This is a genomic window from Bradyrhizobium sp. 2TAF36 (genome assembly GCF_052114925.1).
GTDB lineage: Bacteria > Pseudomonadota > Alphaproteobacteria > Rhizobiales > Xanthobacteraceae > Bradyrhizobium > Bradyrhizobium barranii.
On record NZ_JBFRFR010000003.1, the window covers coordinates 125148 to 143045 of the forward strand.

Here is a 17898-nt window from a genome sequence, read left to right on the forward strand (position 1 = left end):
CCTCCTTAGAACTCGAAATTTCCTCACCGCGACTCCTAGAGGCGCGCGCGGCAAAGTGTCCAAGTTCAAGGGAGTATCGATCGATGCCGTTTTTGGATCGATGGAACGGCAGGTGCGGGGAACGATCGTGAGGTGACGAGAATGTGCGATCGTGATGCGCGAGGTCGTGCTCCGCACACCACCGTCATTCCCCGCGAGAGCGGGGAATCCAGTACGCCGCAGCTTCTCGATTCAATCACCGCTGTCACGGAGTACTGGATCGCCCGCTTTCGCGGGCGATGACACCGAGTATGTGGGAGCAGTATCGTGCTATTGCTGCGTGCCCAGCAGCGGCGCCAACAGTCCGCGCGTCACGCCGGGCGGCACAGCATCGAGGCCGAGCACGCTGCTTGCGGCGGGCAGTGCTGCGTCCGCCATCGCGGCGTGGCCTTCCGCGCTTGGATGCACGGCGCCGCCGTAGACGGCGGAGAGCACGCCCCAGGTGGCGTCGTGGATGTCGGTCGGCTGGCTCGCCGCCGGCAGACCTTGCGGATAGGTCATCGCGGCAAAATAGCTGTCATTGGCATCGCGGACCCAGCGCGCGCGCGGCAGGTAGGCGCGATACTCCGAGGCGCCGCGGCCGCACAGCATCGGCTGGCTGGCTGCGCTCACGATATCGGGATTGAAGCTCTGGCCGTTCTCGGCGAAACACGTGCGGTCGAATTCGGGATCGTTGCCCGCATGGGCGCAGAAGCCGTGATCGGCGAACACTGCCTGGTGCGAGTCCACAAAGGTCATGCGATCGGCTTCGGGATCGCGGCACAGTGCGCCGCGCGTGCAGGTGGCGAGCCCCTTCAGCTGCGGCAGGAATTCGGTGTCGACGAAGGTCGAGACGCGAGCGAGGCGCTGCGGATCGGCGTTGAAGGACGGATGGATGTCGAACCCGGCGCGGCCGCCGCGGCAGGGCACGCCGCCATCGGCGAGCGCTGGATTGGCGTAGGAGACATAGACCACGTGCGAGAGGTCGCCGCTGACGAGCGGCTTCAGCGCCTCGCGCAGCTTGGCGAAATTCTGCGGCAGCTCGCGCGCCAGTGCATCGCGGGAATCGTCGACGCTCGCCATTACGCCGGAGCGGCGGAACAGCGCGCGCTCGGTCGCGGTGTCGACGATGACGTCGGCGACGAGGCCGGAGAAATAGACGTCGTTGGCGCCGACCGAGAGCAGCACGAGATCGAGCGTGCGGTCCGGCTGGCGCTTTTTCGCCGCGGTGAGCGCCTCACGCAGCTCGGCGACCTGGGCGTTCACGCTGGTGTTGCAGACGCCCGTCTTGCCGGGCGGGCATTCGCGGGCGCGCTGCGAGCCCAGCAGACCGTCGCCGATGCTGGCGCCGGTGCAGGCGAGTGGCAGAAAGGTCACCGCGATGTGGGTGTAGCGCACCGCGAGCGCGAGAGCCGTGCGGGCCTGGTAGCTGTAGAGCGAGCGGTGGCAGGGCGAGTTGAACCAGAGCGCGCCGTAATGCTGCCAGTTGGCGAGCGTGTCGGGTGCTTCGCAGGCGCGGCCACCTTTATAGCCGGCACGGCTCGGCCGGTAGTATTGCGCACCGGCGGTACCGAGATAGGAGCGGAAGCAGAAGCCCTCGTCCGACAGCGCCAGCGGCCGGTCCGGGTTGCCTTCGCCGGAGGCGATGCTGTCGCCGAGCCCGGCGACGAAGATGTCGCGGACCTGGATCTCGGCCTGGACGCGCTGGGTCGGATCGGAGCCGGAGGAGACGTCGACGCTCGCGACCGTCTGCTTGCCGTAGCGGACGCGCAGGTTGATCGGCTCGGCGCAATCGAAAGTCGAGGTCTGCGGCCCGTCGCCGTCGTCGAACGACCAGGCGCAGGTGGCGCCGACCGGCACTGCGCCGGTCAGGCGCACGGTCACCGGATGATCGGTCGGGGTGAGGTAATTCTCTTTTACGTTGTCGCGGGTGCAGGGCTGGTTGACCCGGCCCTGGAGGTCGATGCAGAGCCGGTTGACCATGTTGCGGGCCCAGCCGCGGCCCTCGCTCTGGAGCTCCAGCGACTGCTCGGCGGCGAGGATGCTGCGGTTACGCGCGTTCTCGACATGGAGCTGGAAGTCGCGCTCCTCGCGGAACAGGCGGAAGCGGTTGCGCACCTCCCAGGATATTTGCATCGCACCGGCGCCCTGCGCGGCGGCGCGCTCGAGCGGCAAAGACGTCAGAATCCCGGCAAGCAGCAGGAGGCCTGCGGGAAGGGTACGAAAGGAAAAAGGGATCATGGCCCGCGTGTTCAACGGCAAAGTTGAGGCGGAAATAAGAGAGCATTGCTGCGCCGCCCGCAACCTCTGTCTGACGGTCGCCCGCCCGCCTTACCGCTTGCTGGCCTGTCGCAACGACCGCTCGCGTTCCATCGCTGCTACCTGCTTGGGCAGGTTGCCTTGCGCGCAGGCCTCGGCCAGCCGCCGCCGCTCCTGCCAGGGCTCCACCACGTTCATCCAGAGCTCGCGCGCGCCCATGATGGAGATGGCGAGGCCGAACGGGATCACGAAATAGAGGATGCGGAAGACCAGCAGGGTCGCCAGAAGCTGCTCGCGGCCGAATTCGGGCAGCGCGACCAGCATGGCGACATCGAACACGCCGATCGAGCCGGGCGCGTGGCTGGCAAAGCCGATCAGCGTCGCCAGGATGAACACCACCGCCAGCGACATGAAGTCGATCGACGGATTGGCCGGCATCAGCAGGTACATCGCCGTCGCGCAGAAGCCGAGATCGACCACGCCGATCAGGATCTGGACCAGCGTCAGCGGCGCCGAGGGCAGCACCACCTTCCAGCCCTTCTGGCCGAGCTCGCGGCGCTTCTCGCCCATGCAGAGCCAGACCAGATAGGCGCCAATCGAGGCGAGGCCGCCGAGCCCGATCAGCCGGTTGATCGACGACGGCAGTTGATCCATCGATGAGGCGGCATCCGGATGGATGACCATGCCGATCGAGAGCACGAAGATGTTACCGAGCCAGAAGGTCAGGCCTGACAGGAAGCAGATCTTCGCGACGTCGATCGCGTTCAGCCCGTAGTCCGAATAGATCCGGAAGCGGATCGCGCCGCCGGTAAAAACGGTGGCGCCGATGTTGTGGCCGATCGAATAGGACGTGAAGCTGGAGAGTGCTGCGATGCGATAGGGCACATGCTTCTTGCCGATCGTTCGCAGTGCAAAATAGTCGTAGAAGGTCAGCGTACAGAACGCGAAGACGACGCAGATCGCCGCCAGCCCGATATTCCCGCGGGGAATCTCGGTCAACGCGGTCAGGATGACGCCGGTATCGATGTCCTTGAGGGTGCGCGCAAGCGTGGTGATCGCGAAGGCGATGATGAAGACGCTCGCGGCAACACCGAGCCGTCGCCAGCCGATCCATCTCTTGAAGCCGCGCTTCAGCGCGGGCAGCAGTCCGTGCATTCATCCTCCCGGCGGGGGGCAAGACCGATCGGCCAGACATTGACCGGTCGGGCGCGATCACTGCCCGAAATGGGCTTCGACCGCTAGGCATGTTGTAGCTCATTTAAGGCAAAAACAGCGACTTGTGCAGCCCTTGACAACGATAGGTTCTGCGTTCGACCGATAGGTTCTGCGGTGGACCGCCGCTTTTGTCATATGTGGTTCATATCGGGCGCGCGTTAAGCATATGAGTCGGGGCACCTGCCCGGAACGCGCGTCCGCATCTTGACATGATTTCGTGTCCGCCCGCAGTCGGCATTGTTCCAGCGCAAGCGATGCGAGCTTTTTTGGAACGTCGGTACCGTGCGCTGGTTAGCGCTCCATCAGCAATCGAACATGGCGGAATAATCGGCTTTTCGTGCGAGCCGACGCCTCCGTGTTCCCGAAACCGAGAGGATCGGAACGATGGGACTGTTCACAAAAGATATCAAAACCATGAACGACCTGTTCGTGCACCAGCTTCAGGACATCTATTATGCCGAGCAGCAGCTCACCAAGGCGCTTCCGAAAATGGCAGATAAGGCCACCGATCCGCAGTTGAAGCAGGGCTTTTTGACGCACCTCGAAGAAACCAAGCAGCACGTCAAGCGGCTCGAGGAAGTATTCAAGATGCACGGCACGCAGGTGAAGGCGGTCGACTGCCCGGCCATCGACGGCATCATCGAGGAAGCCGACGAGACCGCCGGTGAAGTCGCCGACAAGGCAGTGCTGGACGCCGCCCTGATCAACGCGGCCCAGGCCGCGGAGCATTACGAGATCGTCCGCTACGGCAGCCTGATCGCCTGGGCCAAACAGCTCGGCCGCAACGACTGCGCCACCGTGCTCGCCAAGACGCTGGAAGAAGAGAAGGCGACCGACAGGAAGCTGACCGCGCTCGCCGAGAGCAAGGTGAACCTGCGCGCGGCGAGCTAGGACCGGGCGTAGCTGCGAAAAAGGCGTCGCGCGGTCATCCGCGCGGCGTTCGCATTTGACGCATCCATAATACGATCATTGTCGAAGCATGAATGCGGGCTGGAAGCGTATGTTTCGCATGGGGCTGCAACCGAGGTGGCAGCATGCGAGCCAGCACCATCAAATATGAACCCCTCGACAACGGAGCCGGCGCGCAGCGTGCCGGCTCGCGCCTTGCGACCTCCCTCACGCTTGCCGCGATGAGCCTCGGCTATGGCGTGGTGCAACTCGACGTCACCATCGTCAACACCGCGCTCGACGCGATGGGTAAAACGCTCGGCGGCGGCGTCGCTGAGCTGCAATGGGTGGTCAGCACCTACACCATCGCCTTTGCCGCCTTCATTCTGACCGCAGGTGCGCTCGGCGACCGCATCGGCGCCAAGCGCATCTTCATGGCGGGGTTCGCAATCTTCACCGCGGCCTCGCTCGCCTGCGCGCTGTCGCCCAACGCCATCGTGCTGATCGCAGCACGGCTAGTCCAGGGGCTGGCGGCGGCGATCCTGGTGCCGAATTCCCTGGCGCTGCTCAATCATGCCTATGCGGACGACCGCGAGCGTGGCCGTGCCGTGGCGGTCTGGGCCGCCGGAGCGAGCCTGGCGCTGACTGCCGGTCCCTTCGTCGGCGGCGCGCTGATCACGCTGGTTGGCTGGCGCGCGATCTTCCTGGTTAACCTGCCGATCGGTCTTGCCGGCTTGTGGCTGAGCTGGCGCTACGCCAGCGAGACCACGCGCTCGCGCGCGCGCGAGATCGATCTGCCGGGACAGCTCGCCGCGATCGGTGCGTTGGGCGCGCTTGCCGGCGCGATCATCGAAGCTGGCGCGCTCGGCTGGAGCCATCCAGCCGTGATCGCAGCATTCGTTGCCTCAGCCGCATTCGCCGTGCTCTTCGTCTGGCGCGAGAGCCGCACCGTGCAGCCGATGCTGCCGCTGGCGCTGTTCAGTCACCGGCTGTTTACCCTGACCACGATCGTCGGCCTCCTCGTCAACATTGCGATCTACGGCCTGATCTTCGTGCTGAGCTTGTATTTCCAGAGGATCAACGGGCTGTCGGCCTGGTGGACCGGGCTCGCCTTCGTGCCGATGATGGGCGCGGTGCTGCCGGTCAACCTGCTGGCGCCGCGTCTGGCCGAGCGCTTCGGCTCGTGCCCGACCATCGTGGTCGGCGCCTGTATCTCGGCGCTCGGCTGTCTCGGGCTGCTCTGGACCGAAGCCGGGACCAGCTACTGGGCGATCTTTGCGCAGATGATCGCGATCAGCGGTGGACTTGGCCTGCTGGTGCCGCCGCTGACCTCCACCTTGCTTGGCAGCATCGACAAGGCGCGCTCCGGCATCGCCGCCGGCGTCCTGAACGCGACGCGGCAGACCGGCAGCGTGCTCGGCGTCGCGCTGTTCGGCTCGCTGGTGGCCTCGGACAGTGCATTCATGACGGGCCTTCACCAGTCGCTAATCATATCGGCGGCCGTCCTGCTGCTCGCCGCCGCCGTGATCGGCCTCGGCGCAAATGCACCTGACGCAAAGGCGCAAGGGCACTCAATGTGAGCGATCCCACACATTCTCTGTTCACCATTCCCGAAACCGGCACATAGCCGGTTACCGACTGTCCATCTCTGCCGGTTCTAGTGCGGTTGGAATAGGGACCGGCAATGTATCAAGTTCTTTACTGCCTGACGGATCAGCATGATTGGCGTCTGGTCGCACTCGGTGGAGCGGTGTGTCTGCTCGCCAGCGCGGCGGCGATCAGCCTGTTCCACCGCGCGCGTGCGGCGCGCGGGGGAGCTCGCGTATCGTGGGTCGCGCTTGATGCCGTTGTCGCCGGCGGCGGCATTTGGGCGACCCATTTCATCGCGATGCAGGCTTACGGGCCTGGTGCGGGCGGCGCTTACAACATTCCGTTGACGGTCCTGTCGCTGATCTTCGCGATCGCGGTCACCTTCATCGGGCTGAGCATCTCGGTGTCGGTGACGCGGGCGGGCCTGGTTGCGCTCGGCGGCGCCGTCGTTGGTGGCGGCGTTGCCGCCATGCATTACACCGGCATGATGGCGCTCGAGATTCCCGCGCACATCGGCTGGACGACCGGCACAGTGACGGTCTCGATCATCCTCGGTATCGTTCTCGGGTCGCTTGCCCTGGTCGTTGCAGGGCGGCGCGACAGCCTTGCGGGCGCGCTCGGCGCGACGGTGCTGCTGACGCTTGCCATCGTCTCACATCATTTCACCGCCATGGGCGCCGTGGAGCTGACGCCGGATCCTGCGGTCGTGATCAGCGGCCTGTCGATCCCGCCGGCCTCATTGTCGATCCTCACCGCCAGCGCCGCCGCTGCGATCATCGCGATCGCGCTCGCGGCGGCTCTGCTCGACCGCCGCGCCAAGGGCGAACTGGGACGCCAGCAAGTCGTGCTGGATACCGCGCTCGAGAACATGTCGCAGGGATTGTGCATGTTCGATGCGGACGGCAAGATCCAGCTCTTCAACGAGCGCTACGCAGCGTTGCTCGGCCGCACCGACATTCCGCTCGCCGGCCGCCTGCTCGTCGACGTGTTGCGGGAAGAGCAGGCCAAGGGCCAGTGGCAGGGCGATGCGGGCGAATTCTTCGCGCGCCTCGTGGCCGACGCGTGCGAGGGCCGCACGACCAGCCAGGTCGTCACCCGGTTCGGTCGCTCCATCCGCGTCGTCAACCAGCCGATGCAGGGCGGCGGCTGGGTCGCGACTTTCGAGGACATCACCGAATGGCTGGAGGCGCAGGCCAAGATCTCGCACATGGCGCGCCATGACGCGCTGACCAATCTGCCGAACCGCGTGCTGTTCCACGAGCAGCTCGAGCAGGGACTGCGCCGGGCGAAGTCGGGCGACCAGCTCGCGGTGCTGTGCCTCGATCTCGATCACTTCAAGGACGTCAACGACTCGCTCGGCCATCCCATCGGCGATGCGCTGCTCAAGGAAGTCGGTCGCAGGCTGAAGGCCACTGTCGGCGCGAGCGACACCGTGGCGCGGCTCGGTGGCGACGAGTTCGCCGTGGTCCAGATCGGGCGCTCCGAGGAAGCCGCGGCGCGAGCCCTTGCCGGCCGCCTCGTCGAGGTGATCTCTGCGCCTTACGAGATCGACGACCATCAGATCGTGATCGGCGTCTCGATCGGCATCTCGCTGTCGCCGCAGGACAGCGACAATCCGGACGAGCTGTTGAAGAACGCCGACCTCGCGCTGTACCGCGCCAAGGCGGACGGCCGCGGCACCTATCGCTTCTTCGAGACCGGCATGGATGCGCRTGCGCAGGCGCGGCGGCTGCTGGAGATGGACTTGCGGGCGGCGTTGCTGCGCGACGAGTTCGAGGCGTACTACCAGCCGATCCGCGACGTCGCCAGCGGTCGCGTCGTCGCCTTCGAGGCGCTGCTGCGCTGGAACCATCCGCAGCGCGGCCTGATCGCCCCCATCAACTTCATTCCGGTGGCCGAGGAGACCGGCCTCATCGTCCAGCTCGGCGAGTTCGTGCTGCGCAGCGCCTGCAGTGACGCCGCCACCTGGCCGGACGATGTCGATGTCGCCGTCAACCTGTCGCCGGTGCAGTTCAAGAGCCCGAACCTGATTGCATCCGTGACCGATGCGCTGGCCGCCTCGGGGCTCGCGGCGCGGCGGCTCGAGCTCGAGATCACCGAATCGGTGCTGCTCCAGAACAGCGAGGCGACGCTGACCACCCTGCACGAGCTGCGGGCCATGGGCGTGCGGATCTCGCTCGACGATTTCGGCACCGGCTATTCGTCGCTGAGCTACCTGCGCAGCTTCCCGTTCGACAAGATCAAGATCGACCGCTCCTTCGTGTCGGAGCTTGCGACGCGCGAGGATTCCATGGCGATCATCCGCGCCGTGACCGGCCTCGGGCGCAGCCTCGGCATCGTCACCACGGCGGAAGGCGTCGAGAACGACGCGCAGCTCGAGCTGCTGCGGCGCGAGGGCTGCACCCAGGCGCAGGGCTATCTTTTCAGCAAGCCGCGGCCCGCATCCGATGTCGCGTTGATGCTGAACCGGCCGCGGCTGCTCGCCTCGGCCTGATGTCTAGCCGCGGCGCAGCGCGAAATGCGCGCCGCAAAACGCCATCACGGCGCCAAGACATAGCGCGGCGAGCCCGGCGAGCACGACCGAGACGGACGGGATCGGGCTCGGCGCCGAGGCCACCTGGCCCGCACCGGCAAGCAGCAGCACGCCGACCGCGATCAGGAACTGCCGCATCCGCTGCGGGATCTGTCCGGAGACGGCGCTCTGCATCAATGTCGCCGTGAAATAGCCGCCGGAGAAACCCACCGTGGCAATCAACCACCAGGCGATCGCTGCGCCCGCGGGTATGAATTCGTGCGTGTCGGAATGCCAGAGCCCGCCGAGGTCGAGCCCGTAGCGCGCGCCCAGCATGTGCACCGCGAGCGCGAGCAGCACTCCGGAGATCACGGCGGCGCCGAGAATCAGGCGGCGCGGAAAAAAGGTCGTCTCAGCCATGCCCCGCTTGTAGGATGGGCGAGGGCGATCGCGCAAGCCGATCGCAGGCGGGATTGCGCGGACGGGATTGATTGTGGGGATACAGGTTTCGGGAGCGCAAGGCCCGTCGGTCACGAGCTACGCCTACAAGGCGTCGCTGATCGGCTCGGCGCATCGTTTCGAGCTGACGGACGAGGGCCTGTCCTGGCACATCGCCGGCCGCTCCGGCCTGTGGCGCTATGACGAGATCTCGGCGATCCGGCTGTCGTTTCGCCCGGTGTCGATGCAGCAGCACCGCTTTCGCGCCGATGTCAGCCACACCGGCGGCGGCCGCATCAGGATCCTGTCGACGAGCTGGCAGACCGCGGCGTTAATGGCGCCGCAGGGCAACGGTTTTCGCGATTTCATCATCGAACTGCACGCACGTATGGCGCAAGCCGGCAGCCGCGCCGAATTGACCGCAGGCCTCGGCCGCAAGACCTATGCGGCGGTGCTGGCCTTCCTGGCGGTGCTGACGGTGGCGATGACGGGGCTGCTGATCCGCGCGCTCCTGATCGGCGAATTCGCCGGCGCCCTGTTCATCATCGGTTTTGCCGCGCTGTTCGCCTGGCAGGTCGGTGGCTTCGTGCGGCGCAACCAGCCGCACAGCTACAGTTTCGATCGTGTGCCGAAGGCCTTGCTGCCTTAGGTGCAATCGGCCGCAATCAAACGTGACTTTGCGCTCCTGCGCCGGTGTCGAATCGTGCTGTCATGCCAACCATGGATCGCAACAGGCAGCAGCCTACAGCGGATGAGATCGTCGAAATCAACCGTACGCATCTGATCGATACGCCGCTCCGGCCGGCCGATCTGTTGTTCATGTTCGGCACCCGCGAGGACGTTGGCTTGCGCGCGGACACCGCCGCGACGCTGTGGCGCGAGGGCCTTTTCCGCAGGTCGATTGTCAGCGGTGGCGTGACGCCGGGCTCGGAGCAATCTGAGTGCACCATCATCAAGGCAGCGATGGTCGCGGCCGGCATTCCCGCGGACCTCATCCTCGAGGAACATCGCGCGATGAACACCGGCGAGAACGTGATTTTCTCGCTGCCGATCATTGATGCGGCGCTTGGACTGCGAAACATCCGGAGCGTGATCTGCCTCGGCAACACCTGGACGGCGCGCCGCTACCCGATGACGCTGCACCGGTACTGGCCTGACGTCGAGAAGATGCTGCTCACCGTCGACAGCTTTGCGACGCCGCGCGCGCTCTGGCACACCAATGTCGAGTTTCGCCGGCGTGTCCTGCACGAATGGGACAAGATCGAGCCGTACAAGGCGAGGGGCTTCGCGGAATGGCCGGCGACCTGAGCGGCGAAGGGCCGGATCTTTGTTGCGACGCGTTTTCGAACCGGTATCACTTCGCTCGCAACGCTCTGGCTTACTCCGTCGAGTCGAAATCCTCTTCCTTGGTGCCGAGCAGCGACACGAGTGTGCGCAGGCCGGAATCGAGCTGCTCGAGCGAGGGCGGGGCGAGCGCGAGCCGCACCGCGTTCGGTGCATGTCCGTGCGCAATTGCAAACGTCGAGGATGGTGTCAGTGCGATGCCCCGCCGGGCTGCTGCGGCGACGAAGGTCTGCGAGCGCCAGTGTGGCGGCAGCGTCAGCCACAAATGATAGGAGCGCGCGTCGGCCGCGATCTGGTAGCCGGCAAGCAGCCTTGCCGCGGTCTGCTGCCGGCGCGCAGCGTCGATCCGTTTCAGCCGCGTCAGCTCGGCGACGGTGCCGTCGGCCATCAGCCGCTGCCCGGACGCCAGCGCGTGGCCCGAGGCGATCCAGCCGCCGGTCCGGACCGCGCTCATCACGCTCTCGCGCAGATGCGGCGGGGTCACGAGGATGCCGAGCGCGAGGCCCGGTGCGACCTTCTTGGACAGGCTGTCGATCACGATGCAACGGTCCGGCCCGAGCGCTGCCAGCGGTGTGTCGTCGGCGAGGAAGCCGTAGACGGCGTCCTCGATGATGGTGAGATCGAGCTTCTCGGCAACGCGCATGATGTCGGCGCGCCGCGTCGCGTTCATGGTGACGCCGAGCGGGTTCTGGATGATGGGCTGGAGATACAGCGCCGACAGATGCGCTTCGCGATGCGCTTTCTGGATCGCATCGGGCCGTGCGCCGTATTCGTCCATCGGAATCGGGACCAGCGTCACGCCGAGCCGCGCCGCGATGCTCTTGACGTAAGGGTAGGTCAGCGCCTCGACGCCGCAGCGGCCGCCGGTGGGAACGAGGGCGGCGAGCGCGGCGGCGAGCGACTGCTTGCCGTTGGCGGTGAAGACGATCTGCTCGGCCTGCGGCGTGAAATCCTTGCGCGCGAGATAGGCGACGGCCGCATTGCGCGCGCTCTTGGTGCCGGTGCTGGTCGAGACGCGCAGGGCGGATTCGAGCGCGTCGACGCGCTCGAGCCCGGCAAGGCTCTTGGCGATCATCGCCCATTGCTGCGGCAATAACGGATAATTGACCTCGAAATCGATCCGCGCGTCGCGCGGCTCGCTCAACGCCTCGACCTCGCGCTTGATGTCGCCGGAGATGAACGTGCCGCGGCCGACCTCGCCGACGACGAGCCCGCGGCGAAGCAACTCCGTATAAACCCGGCTCGCGGTCGAGACCGCGATGCCGCGGTCATAGGCAAAGTTGCGCTGTGGCGGCAGCCGGTCGCCGGGCCTTAACGTGCCTTTAGTGATATCGGCCGCAATGGCATCGGCAAGCTTCACGTATTCGAACTTGGACATTATTGCACCGAGAGCAATGTTTTACTTGCTCCGAGTAGTGTACTGGAGCATTTAAGTTCCATCAAGTTCCGCGATTGAGCCGAGGAGAGCGAGAGCAATCCGAGGGCAAATGAGGTGCAGGCGCTCACAGCGTCCGCGCCAACGGCACCTGCTTCGCTGCGCGGACAATAGGCCGGAGAAGAAAAATGACCACGATCTCGCAAACTGCCGGGCGGAGTTTACGCCCATCCTCGTCGGGCGGATTTTTCAGCACGCTCGCCAACGTTGCCCATGCGCTGTTCGATCGCCTGGAGCGCCGCTCTGCCGTCAAGACGCTGAACGAGCTCGACGACCACGCCTTGCGCGACATCGGGATCACGCGCAGCCAGATCGAGGACGCCGTCTACGGGCAGTTCAAGGCCGAGCTGACGCGGTATCTGTGAGTTTGTTCGGCCGCCACGCCCGCAAGTCCGGGCGTGGTGACAATGCCTCCGCTCGCAATGACAGCGTTTGTTGTGGCGCTCAGTGCCTGACCACTAGCACCGAGCACTTGGCGTAGCGCACGACGTGCCCGGCATTGGAGCCGAGGAAATAGGTGCGCATCGCCGGCCGGTGCGAGGTCATCACAATCAGGTCGGCCTTCATGTGCATGGCCTCCTCCAGGATCTCATGATAGATGCCGCCCTGTCGCACCACGCTGGAAATGCGCCCCGTCTCGATGCCTGACTCCCGCGCGACGATGGCGAGTGCTTCCTCGGAGGTCTGGCGCTGCTGCTCGTCGAAATCGGCCGGGACGTATTCGGCGAGCATCACCGGCGTCATCGGCAGCACGTTGAGCAGTCGTATCGATCCGCTCCAGGTCTGCGACAGCGTTATCGCGGTCGCGAGCGCCGGCTTGGCCAGATCGGTGTCGGCGAGGTCGATGGGCACGAGGATGGACTTGAACATCTGCGTCTCCCAATTGACCAAGCTAGGATCAACCGGTCGAGACGGCGCGCCCCGCGCGTCTCAACCCGATCGAAGCAGCTTGGGGCTGACGAACAGCACCAGTTTGCCGCGGCGGTAGGCCACGTCACCCCAATCCTTGACGTCAAAGTCGAAGATCGCAAGCCCCGACGTGGGCAGATTGTGAGCGAGCGCCTTGACGCCGGCCGGATCGCCGCCGCCCATCAGCATCAGCGCGGCCTCGTGCATGCCGGGATTGTGGCCCACCAGCAGCAACTGCTTCGGGTTGGCCGGAACAGTTGCAGTGCGAATGGATTCCAGGATCTGGGCGGGATCGGCGCCGTAGAGTTCGGGCAGGACCTCCACCTGCGGCGCTGCGACGCGGTCCTTCATCGTCTCCCAGGCAATGTCCCAGGTCTGCCGGGCCCGGACGGCGTGCGACACCAGCACGGCCGCGGGGAAGGGGGGATGGGTGGCGAGCCAATCCCCGATCTGCGCGGCATCCTTGTGGCCGCGGTCGTCGAGGCGACGATCCTGGTCACGGCCGCTCGGCGCGTCAGTCTCGGTCTTGGCGTGACGCAGCAGCATCAAACGGCGCATGGCATTCTCGAATCGTTACGCGTCCAGATAATCTACAGGCGCCGGTTGAGGACAAGGTGACAAGGGCCCGATCGGTCCTTTAAGGAAACGACATGAGCGAGACTTTCACAAGCGTGTCCCAGGAAGAAGCCGGCTTTCGTGAACGCACGCGACTGTCGTTTGATCTCGACGCCGACATCTGCGTGATCGGGGCCGGGCTTGCCGGGCTCTCCATCGCGCTGGAGGCAGCCCGGCTCGGAGCCAGCGTCGCGGTGCTCGAGGGCCGCCATATCGGCTGGAACGCCTCCGGAAACCAGCTCGGCACCGTGATGCCGGGCTTTGCGCTGCCGCTCGCAGATTTGATCGAGCGCATCGGCTTCGAGGACGCGCGCGAATTGTGGACACTGGCGAAGGAGGGCGCCGAGTTCGTCCGGGCCAACGCCACCGAAGAGAACATCCCCGGCATTGGCCCGAGCGATGGCGTGCTGGAGGTCTCCAACGTCGATGCCGGCGACCGGCTGATCAGCCGGTTGCAGATGCTCCACGAGGATTTCGACACGGAGGTCGAGGGCTGGCAGGTGGATCGCGTCCGCGAGGCGCTCAAGACCGACCGTTACTTCCACGGCGTCTATTATCCCCGGGCGTTCCAGGTCGACGGCCGCAAATATGTGCACGGCCTCGCAGCGCTGGCGCGGCGGGCGGGAGCGCGCATCTTCGAAGATACGCCGGTCGTCAGCATCGATCATTCCGGCATCCGCAAGCGCATCGTCACGCCGTCGGCGCGGCTGCGCGCCACCCACATCGTGCTCGCGGGCAACATCCACCTCGGCGCGCCCTTGAGGCGCCTGTCGGAGACGCTGCTGCCGGTCTGGCGCTATGCCGGGATTACCGCCCCGCTCGGCGAGCGCGTGCACGAGATCGTGGCGTTCAAGGGATCGGTGATGGATTCCGACGGGGTCGACCATTTCCGTGTCGTCGACGGCGACCGCCTGATGTGGGAAAGCCCCGAGACCACCTGGGCCGCGCGTCCGCAGCGCTTTGCGGGCGCGGTCAGGCGGCGGATCATATCGATTTTCCCCCAGTTCGGCGATGTCGAGATTACCGACATGTTCGGCGGCGCCACCGGCCAGACCGTGCACGGCATGCCGCAGATCGGCCAGTTGCGCAAAGGCCTGTGGGTGGCAAGCGGGTTCGGCCGCCAGGGCATGAACACCTCGGCCATGGCCGGGCAGCTGATCGCGCGCAGCATTTTGGGGGGCGACGACCGCTGGAAGCTGTTCTCGCCATTCGAGCTGGTCTGGGCGGGCGGCACGACCGGACGGGTCGCGGGCCAATTGGTGGGAGTCTGGGGCAGGGCGAGTTCCGCCGCCGCAGGCTCGCTTGCTCGCTACCGCGAGCGGGCGCGGGTTAAGGACCGGGAACGCGAGGCGCGGCTGGCCGAAGCCAACCGGGCCGCCGGCACCGGTCCGCGCCGTCCGCCGCCGGGCGTCCGGCCGCGGCCGGCCCCTCCGTCGAAACCTGCGGCTGAGCGCGTGGAACCGGTTCCGCAGGACGACATCGTCTCGCAATAAGTTGAGAAAAACCCCGGCCGGACGTGTAACGTCGGCCGTTAGAGCCCGTATCTCAGGGCGTGGACTCCCCGCGCACGGAGAATGAGATGTTTGATCGCCGCATCCTGCTGACGACTGTTGCCGGCCTGTTCGGCCTTTCGGCCTTCCGCTGGCTGAGAGGAACGCCTGCCGAGGCTGGAGAGAAGGCCACGCAAAAATTCGAGATCGAGAAGACGGACGCCGAGTGGCGCGCCCAGCTCACGCCGCAGCAATATGAAATCCTCCGCAAGGAGGGCACCGAGAGGCCGGGCTCCAGCCCGCTGCTCAAGGAGCACCGCAAGGGCATCTTCGCCTGCGCCGGCTGCGACCTGCCGCTGTTCTCGTCCGAGACCAAGTTCGAGAGCGGCACGGGTTGGCCGAGCTTCTACCAGCCGATCGAAGGCAATGTCGGCAAGACCGAGGATCGCACCTTCGGCATGGTGCGCACCGAAGTGCATTGCCGGCGCTGCGGCGGCCATCTCGGCCACGTCTTCGACGACGGTCCGAAGCCGACCGGATTGCGCTATTGCATCGACGGTTTCGGGCTGGTCTTCCACCCGGCCGCCGCGTCGGCAACGTAGGTTTCGCTGGAGTCATTCCGGAGCGATGCGCGAGCATCGAATCCGGAATCTCGAGCTTCTCAGGTGCGCAATTGCGCACCTGAGTTCGGTCCCTTGGACCGCGCCGGGATGACCCGATGCCCCGGCAATTGTTGCCGGCCCGGCAATTGTGCCCCGGTCATCGGACCGGGGCCTCCCCATTCAAGTCATTGATTTCCTGAGAATACCCGCATTGGCATAGCCCTTGCGACTGTCTCTTCCGACTGCGGCCATGGTCGACCGGCCGCCGAGATCGGATCTGGAGACAAAGTTATGGGTATCTTCGATGCAATGAACACCTCGGTGGGTGGCCTGCAGGCGCAGTCCTACGCGCTGCAGAACATTTCAGGCAACATCGCGAACTCATCCACCACCGGTTACAAGGGCATCGGCACCAGCTTCGTCGATCTCATCCCCGACGCCTCGGTCCCGAGCAAGCAGGTCGCGGGCGGTGTGACGGCCAACGCCAAGGCGACCATCACCACCCAGGGTACGATCTCGTCCTCCTCCGTCGCGACCAACATGGCGATCACCGGCGACGGCTTCTTCTCGATCCAGAAGGCGACTAACGTCGTCGACAACTTGCCGCAGTTCAGCGGCGTCACCTATTACACCCGCCGCGGCGACTTCCAGCTCAATTCCAACGGCAATCTCGTCAATGGCGCCGGCTACTATCTGATGGGCGTCACGGTCGACCCCAAGACCGGCAACCCGACCGGCAATGTGGCGTCCGTCCTGAAATTCCAGAACAACTTCATCCCGGCACAGGCGACAACCTCGATTCAGTACGCCGCGAACCTGCCGAGCGTGCCGAACACGGGGGCGAGCTCGACCGCGGCGAGCGGCACGCTGCTGGCGGCCGGCGGCCTGAACCCGTCCGATTTCGCCGCCAACCCGCTGATTGTCGGCTCGCCGCCGCCGCCCTATTCGAATGCGACGGTCTCCGGCGCGGCGGCCACCGGCAATCTGCGCTCGGCCTATACGGCGACGACCGCGACTGGCTCGGTGGCACTGCTGGACAGCGCTTCGGCGGTGGCAACTGGCAGCACGTCTCTCGATGCGGGCTTGGCCACGCACCTCAACACCAGCCTTCTCACCAACCTGGCCGGCAAGTCGTTGACGGTCAACGGCCAAACAATCAACTTCGACAACACCGTCTCGGGCGTTTCGACGGTTGCGGGCCCCCCGGCGGTCACTACGATTGGTCTGAAGTCGCCCACCAGCGCACTGATGTCGGATGTCCTCAGCGCGATCGCGTCTGGAGCCGGCGTTCCCGCCTCCAGCGTGACTATGAATGCCAGCGGCAACATCCAGATCACGACCAGCACCACGGCCGACGTGACGATCGGCGGCACTGCGGCAGGATTGCTCGGCGTCAGCAGCGTRACGCGCGGCGGTAACGTGCTGTCCACTCCCGCGATTACGAGTGGTACACAGCTCGGCGGCACCGCGACGCCCGGCGGGGCGGAAGTCCTCTCGACGCCCTTCGTGGTCGGCAACACGATCCAGGTCAACGGCACGGGAGCTGCCAATACGATCACCTTCGTGGCCTCCGGCGCTACCCCTCCGAACCAGATCAACATCACCGACTCCATAGCGACTCTGCTCAGCCAGATCGACACGCTCAGCGGTGCGAGCGGTTCTTCGATCAGCAACGGCGTGATCACCCTGAATACCGGTATCGCCAATCCCACCTTGACGGTGACGAGCCCCAACAACAGCAGCGCCTTCGCCGCGCTCGGCTTCACGTCGTCAATCTCCAAGAACCGCGGCGGTGGCGGCACTGCCGGCACCGGCGGCGTGATCGGCAACGATATCGCCACGTTCACCAAGGAATCGATCAGCGGCGGTGCGGTCACCGCCTACAACGCCGCGGGCACGCCGGTGAACCTGCAGCTGCGTTGGGCCAAGACCGACAGCGCCTCGCTGGGCACCGGCCATTCCGACACCTGGAACTTGTTCTACCAAACCGATCCGAATGCGACGGGCACGACGGTCGGCTGGGTCAACACCGGGCAGGCCTTCACCTTTGCCAGCGACGGCTCGCTGACCTCGCCGAGCGGATCGGGCATCACCATCAACAACGTCAGCGTCGGCGGCCAGTCGCTCGGCTCGGTCGCTTTCAACATGTCCTCGGGCGGGCTGACGCAATATGCCAGCACCAGCGGCGCGGTGACGATCAACACCATCACGCAGAACGGCTACGCCGCCGGTCAGCTCCGCTCGGTTGCCGTCAACAACAGCGGCCTCGTGGTCGGCACCTTCTCCAACGGCCAGAACCTTAACCTCGCCCAGGTGACGCTGTCGCACTTCAACGGCACCAATTACCTCAAGGCCCTCGACGGTGGCGCCTACGCCGCGACCGAACAGTCGGGCACAGCGATCGACGGCGCGTCGGGCAGCATCAGCGGCTCGTCGCTGGAAGGCTCGAACACCGACATCGCCGACGAATTCACCAAGCTGATCGTGACCCAGCAGGCCTATTCGGCCAACACCAAGGTGATCACGACAGCGAATTCGATGGTGCAGGATCTCTTGAACGTGTTGCGCTGATCGGCGCGTGAC

General features: G+C 65.6%; 15 protein-coding genes. 9 read left to right on the plus strand and 6 right to left on the minus strand.

Annotated elements, in window-relative coordinates; genetic code table 11:
- Nucleotides 1-309 precede the first annotated feature (309 nt).
- Both AB4Z51_RS02525 and AB4Z51_RS02530 read right to left on the minus strand, forming a co-directional pair.
- Nucleotides 310-2259, minus strand: a complete 1950-nt coding sequence (locus AB4Z51_RS02525) for a hypothetical protein (protein ID WP_135214563.1) — start codon at nucleotides 2257-2259, stop codon at nucleotides 310-312.
- A 90-nt stretch (nucleotides 2260-2349) separates the two neighbouring features.
- On the minus strand, nucleotides 2350-3432 hold the full coding sequence (locus AB4Z51_RS02530; RefSeq protein ID WP_063982249.1) for a lysylphosphatidylglycerol synthase transmembrane domain-containing protein: 1083 nt from the start codon (nucleotides 3430-3432) through the stop codon (nucleotides 2350-2352).
- A 444-nt stretch (nucleotides 3433-3876) separates the two neighbouring features.
- Between AB4Z51_RS02530 and AB4Z51_RS02535 the strand changes: the two genes are divergently transcribed.
- The 3 genes from AB4Z51_RS02535 to AB4Z51_RS02545 all read left to right on the plus strand — a co-directional run bounded on the left by AB4Z51_RS02535 (nucleotide 3877) and on the right by AB4Z51_RS02545 (nucleotide 8464).
- The gene (locus AB4Z51_RS02535; protein WP_283017057.1) at nucleotides 3877-4383 is read left to right on the plus strand and encodes a YciE/YciF ferroxidase family protein; all 507 of its coding nucleotides are present in this window, start codon (nucleotides 3877-3879) and stop codon (nucleotides 4381-4383) included.
- 143 nt (nucleotides 4384-4526) lie between these two features.
- Nucleotides 4527-5960 (plus strand): MFS transporter, encoded by a 1434-nt coding sequence (locus AB4Z51_RS02540; RefSeq protein ID WP_441496987.1) that lies wholly within the window; start codon nucleotides 4527-4529, stop codon nucleotides 5958-5960.
- Nucleotides 5961-6064: 104 nt separating this feature from the next.
- Nucleotides 6065-8464 carry a bifunctional diguanylate cyclase/phosphodiesterase gene (locus AB4Z51_RS02545; protein ID WP_441496988.1) on the plus strand — a complete coding sequence of 800 codons (2400 nt, stop codon included), beginning with the start codon at nucleotides 6065-6067 and terminating at the stop codon, nucleotides 8462-8464.
- Between the two features lie 3 nt (nucleotides 8465-8467).
- Here the strand turns inward: AB4Z51_RS02545 and AB4Z51_RS02550 are convergent, their stop codons facing one another.
- Complete coding sequence (locus tag AB4Z51_RS02550; RefSeq protein WP_441496989.1) at nucleotides 8468-8902, minus strand: hypothetical protein; 435 nt, start codon at nucleotides 8900-8902, stop codon at nucleotides 8468-8470.
- 79 nt (nucleotides 8903-8981) lie between these two features.
- Here AB4Z51_RS02550 and AB4Z51_RS02555 point away from each other — a divergent pair, with 79 nt between their 5' ends.
- Nucleotides 8982-9569: a hypothetical protein gene (locus AB4Z51_RS02555; RefSeq protein ID WP_441497017.1), complete on the plus strand. Its 588-nt coding sequence runs from the start codon at nucleotides 8982-8984 to the stop codon at nucleotides 9567-9569.
- A 71-nt stretch (nucleotides 9570-9640) separates the two neighbouring features.
- Nucleotides 9641-10228 carry a YdcF family protein gene (locus tag AB4Z51_RS02560; protein ID WP_441497018.1) on the plus strand — a complete coding sequence of 196 codons (588 nt, stop codon included), beginning with the start codon at nucleotides 9641-9643 and terminating at the stop codon, nucleotides 10226-10228.
- 70 nt (nucleotides 10229-10298) lie between these two features.
- Here AB4Z51_RS02560 and AB4Z51_RS02565 read toward each other — a convergent pair whose 3' ends face one another.
- Nucleotides 10299-11642 (minus strand): aminotransferase-like domain-containing protein, encoded by a 1344-nt coding sequence (locus AB4Z51_RS02565; RefSeq protein WP_014493975.1) that lies wholly within the window; start codon nucleotides 11640-11642, stop codon nucleotides 10299-10301.
- 185 nt (nucleotides 11643-11827) lie between these two features.
- On the opposite strand from AB4Z51_RS02565, the gene AB4Z51_RS02570 reads away from it, so the two are divergent.
- Nucleotides 11828-12064 (plus strand): DUF1127 domain-containing protein, encoded by a 237-nt coding sequence (locus tag AB4Z51_RS02570; protein WP_071912174.1) that lies wholly within the window; start codon nucleotides 11828-11830, stop codon nucleotides 12062-12064.
- 79 nt (nucleotides 12065-12143) lie between these two features.
- On the opposite strand, the gene AB4Z51_RS02575 is transcribed toward AB4Z51_RS02570, so the two are convergent.
- On the minus strand, nucleotides 12144-12569 hold the full coding sequence (locus AB4Z51_RS02575) for a universal stress protein (protein WP_071917342.1): 426 nt from the start codon (nucleotides 12567-12569) through the stop codon (nucleotides 12144-12146).
- 60 nt (nucleotides 12570-12629) lie between these two features.
- On the minus strand, nucleotides 12630-13166 hold the full coding sequence (locus AB4Z51_RS02580; protein ID WP_441496990.1) for a SixA phosphatase family protein: 537 nt from the start codon (nucleotides 13164-13166) through the stop codon (nucleotides 12630-12632).
- 92 nt (nucleotides 13167-13258) lie between these two features.
- Between AB4Z51_RS02580 and AB4Z51_RS02585 the strand changes: the two genes are divergently transcribed.
- The 3 genes from AB4Z51_RS02585 to AB4Z51_RS02595 all read left to right on the plus strand — a co-directional run bounded on the left by AB4Z51_RS02585 (nucleotide 13259) and on the right by AB4Z51_RS02595 (nucleotide 17886).
- Entirely contained in the window at nucleotides 13259-14716 is a 1458-nt protein-coding gene (locus AB4Z51_RS02585) for an NAD(P)/FAD-dependent oxidoreductase (protein WP_441496991.1), read from the plus strand.
- 86 nt (nucleotides 14717-14802) lie between these two features.
- A complete protein-coding gene (gene msrB, locus AB4Z51_RS02590) occupies nucleotides 14803-15315 on the plus strand; it encodes a peptide-methionine (R)-S-oxide reductase MsrB (protein ID WP_028148532.1) in 513 nt (170 codons plus the stop codon).
- Between the two features lie 291 nt (nucleotides 15316-15606).
- On the plus strand, nucleotides 15607-17886 hold the full coding sequence (locus AB4Z51_RS02595) for a flagellar hook-basal body complex protein (protein WP_028148531.1): 2280 nt from the start codon (nucleotides 15607-15609) through the stop codon (nucleotides 17884-17886).
- Nucleotides 17887-17898 lie beyond the last annotated feature (12 nt).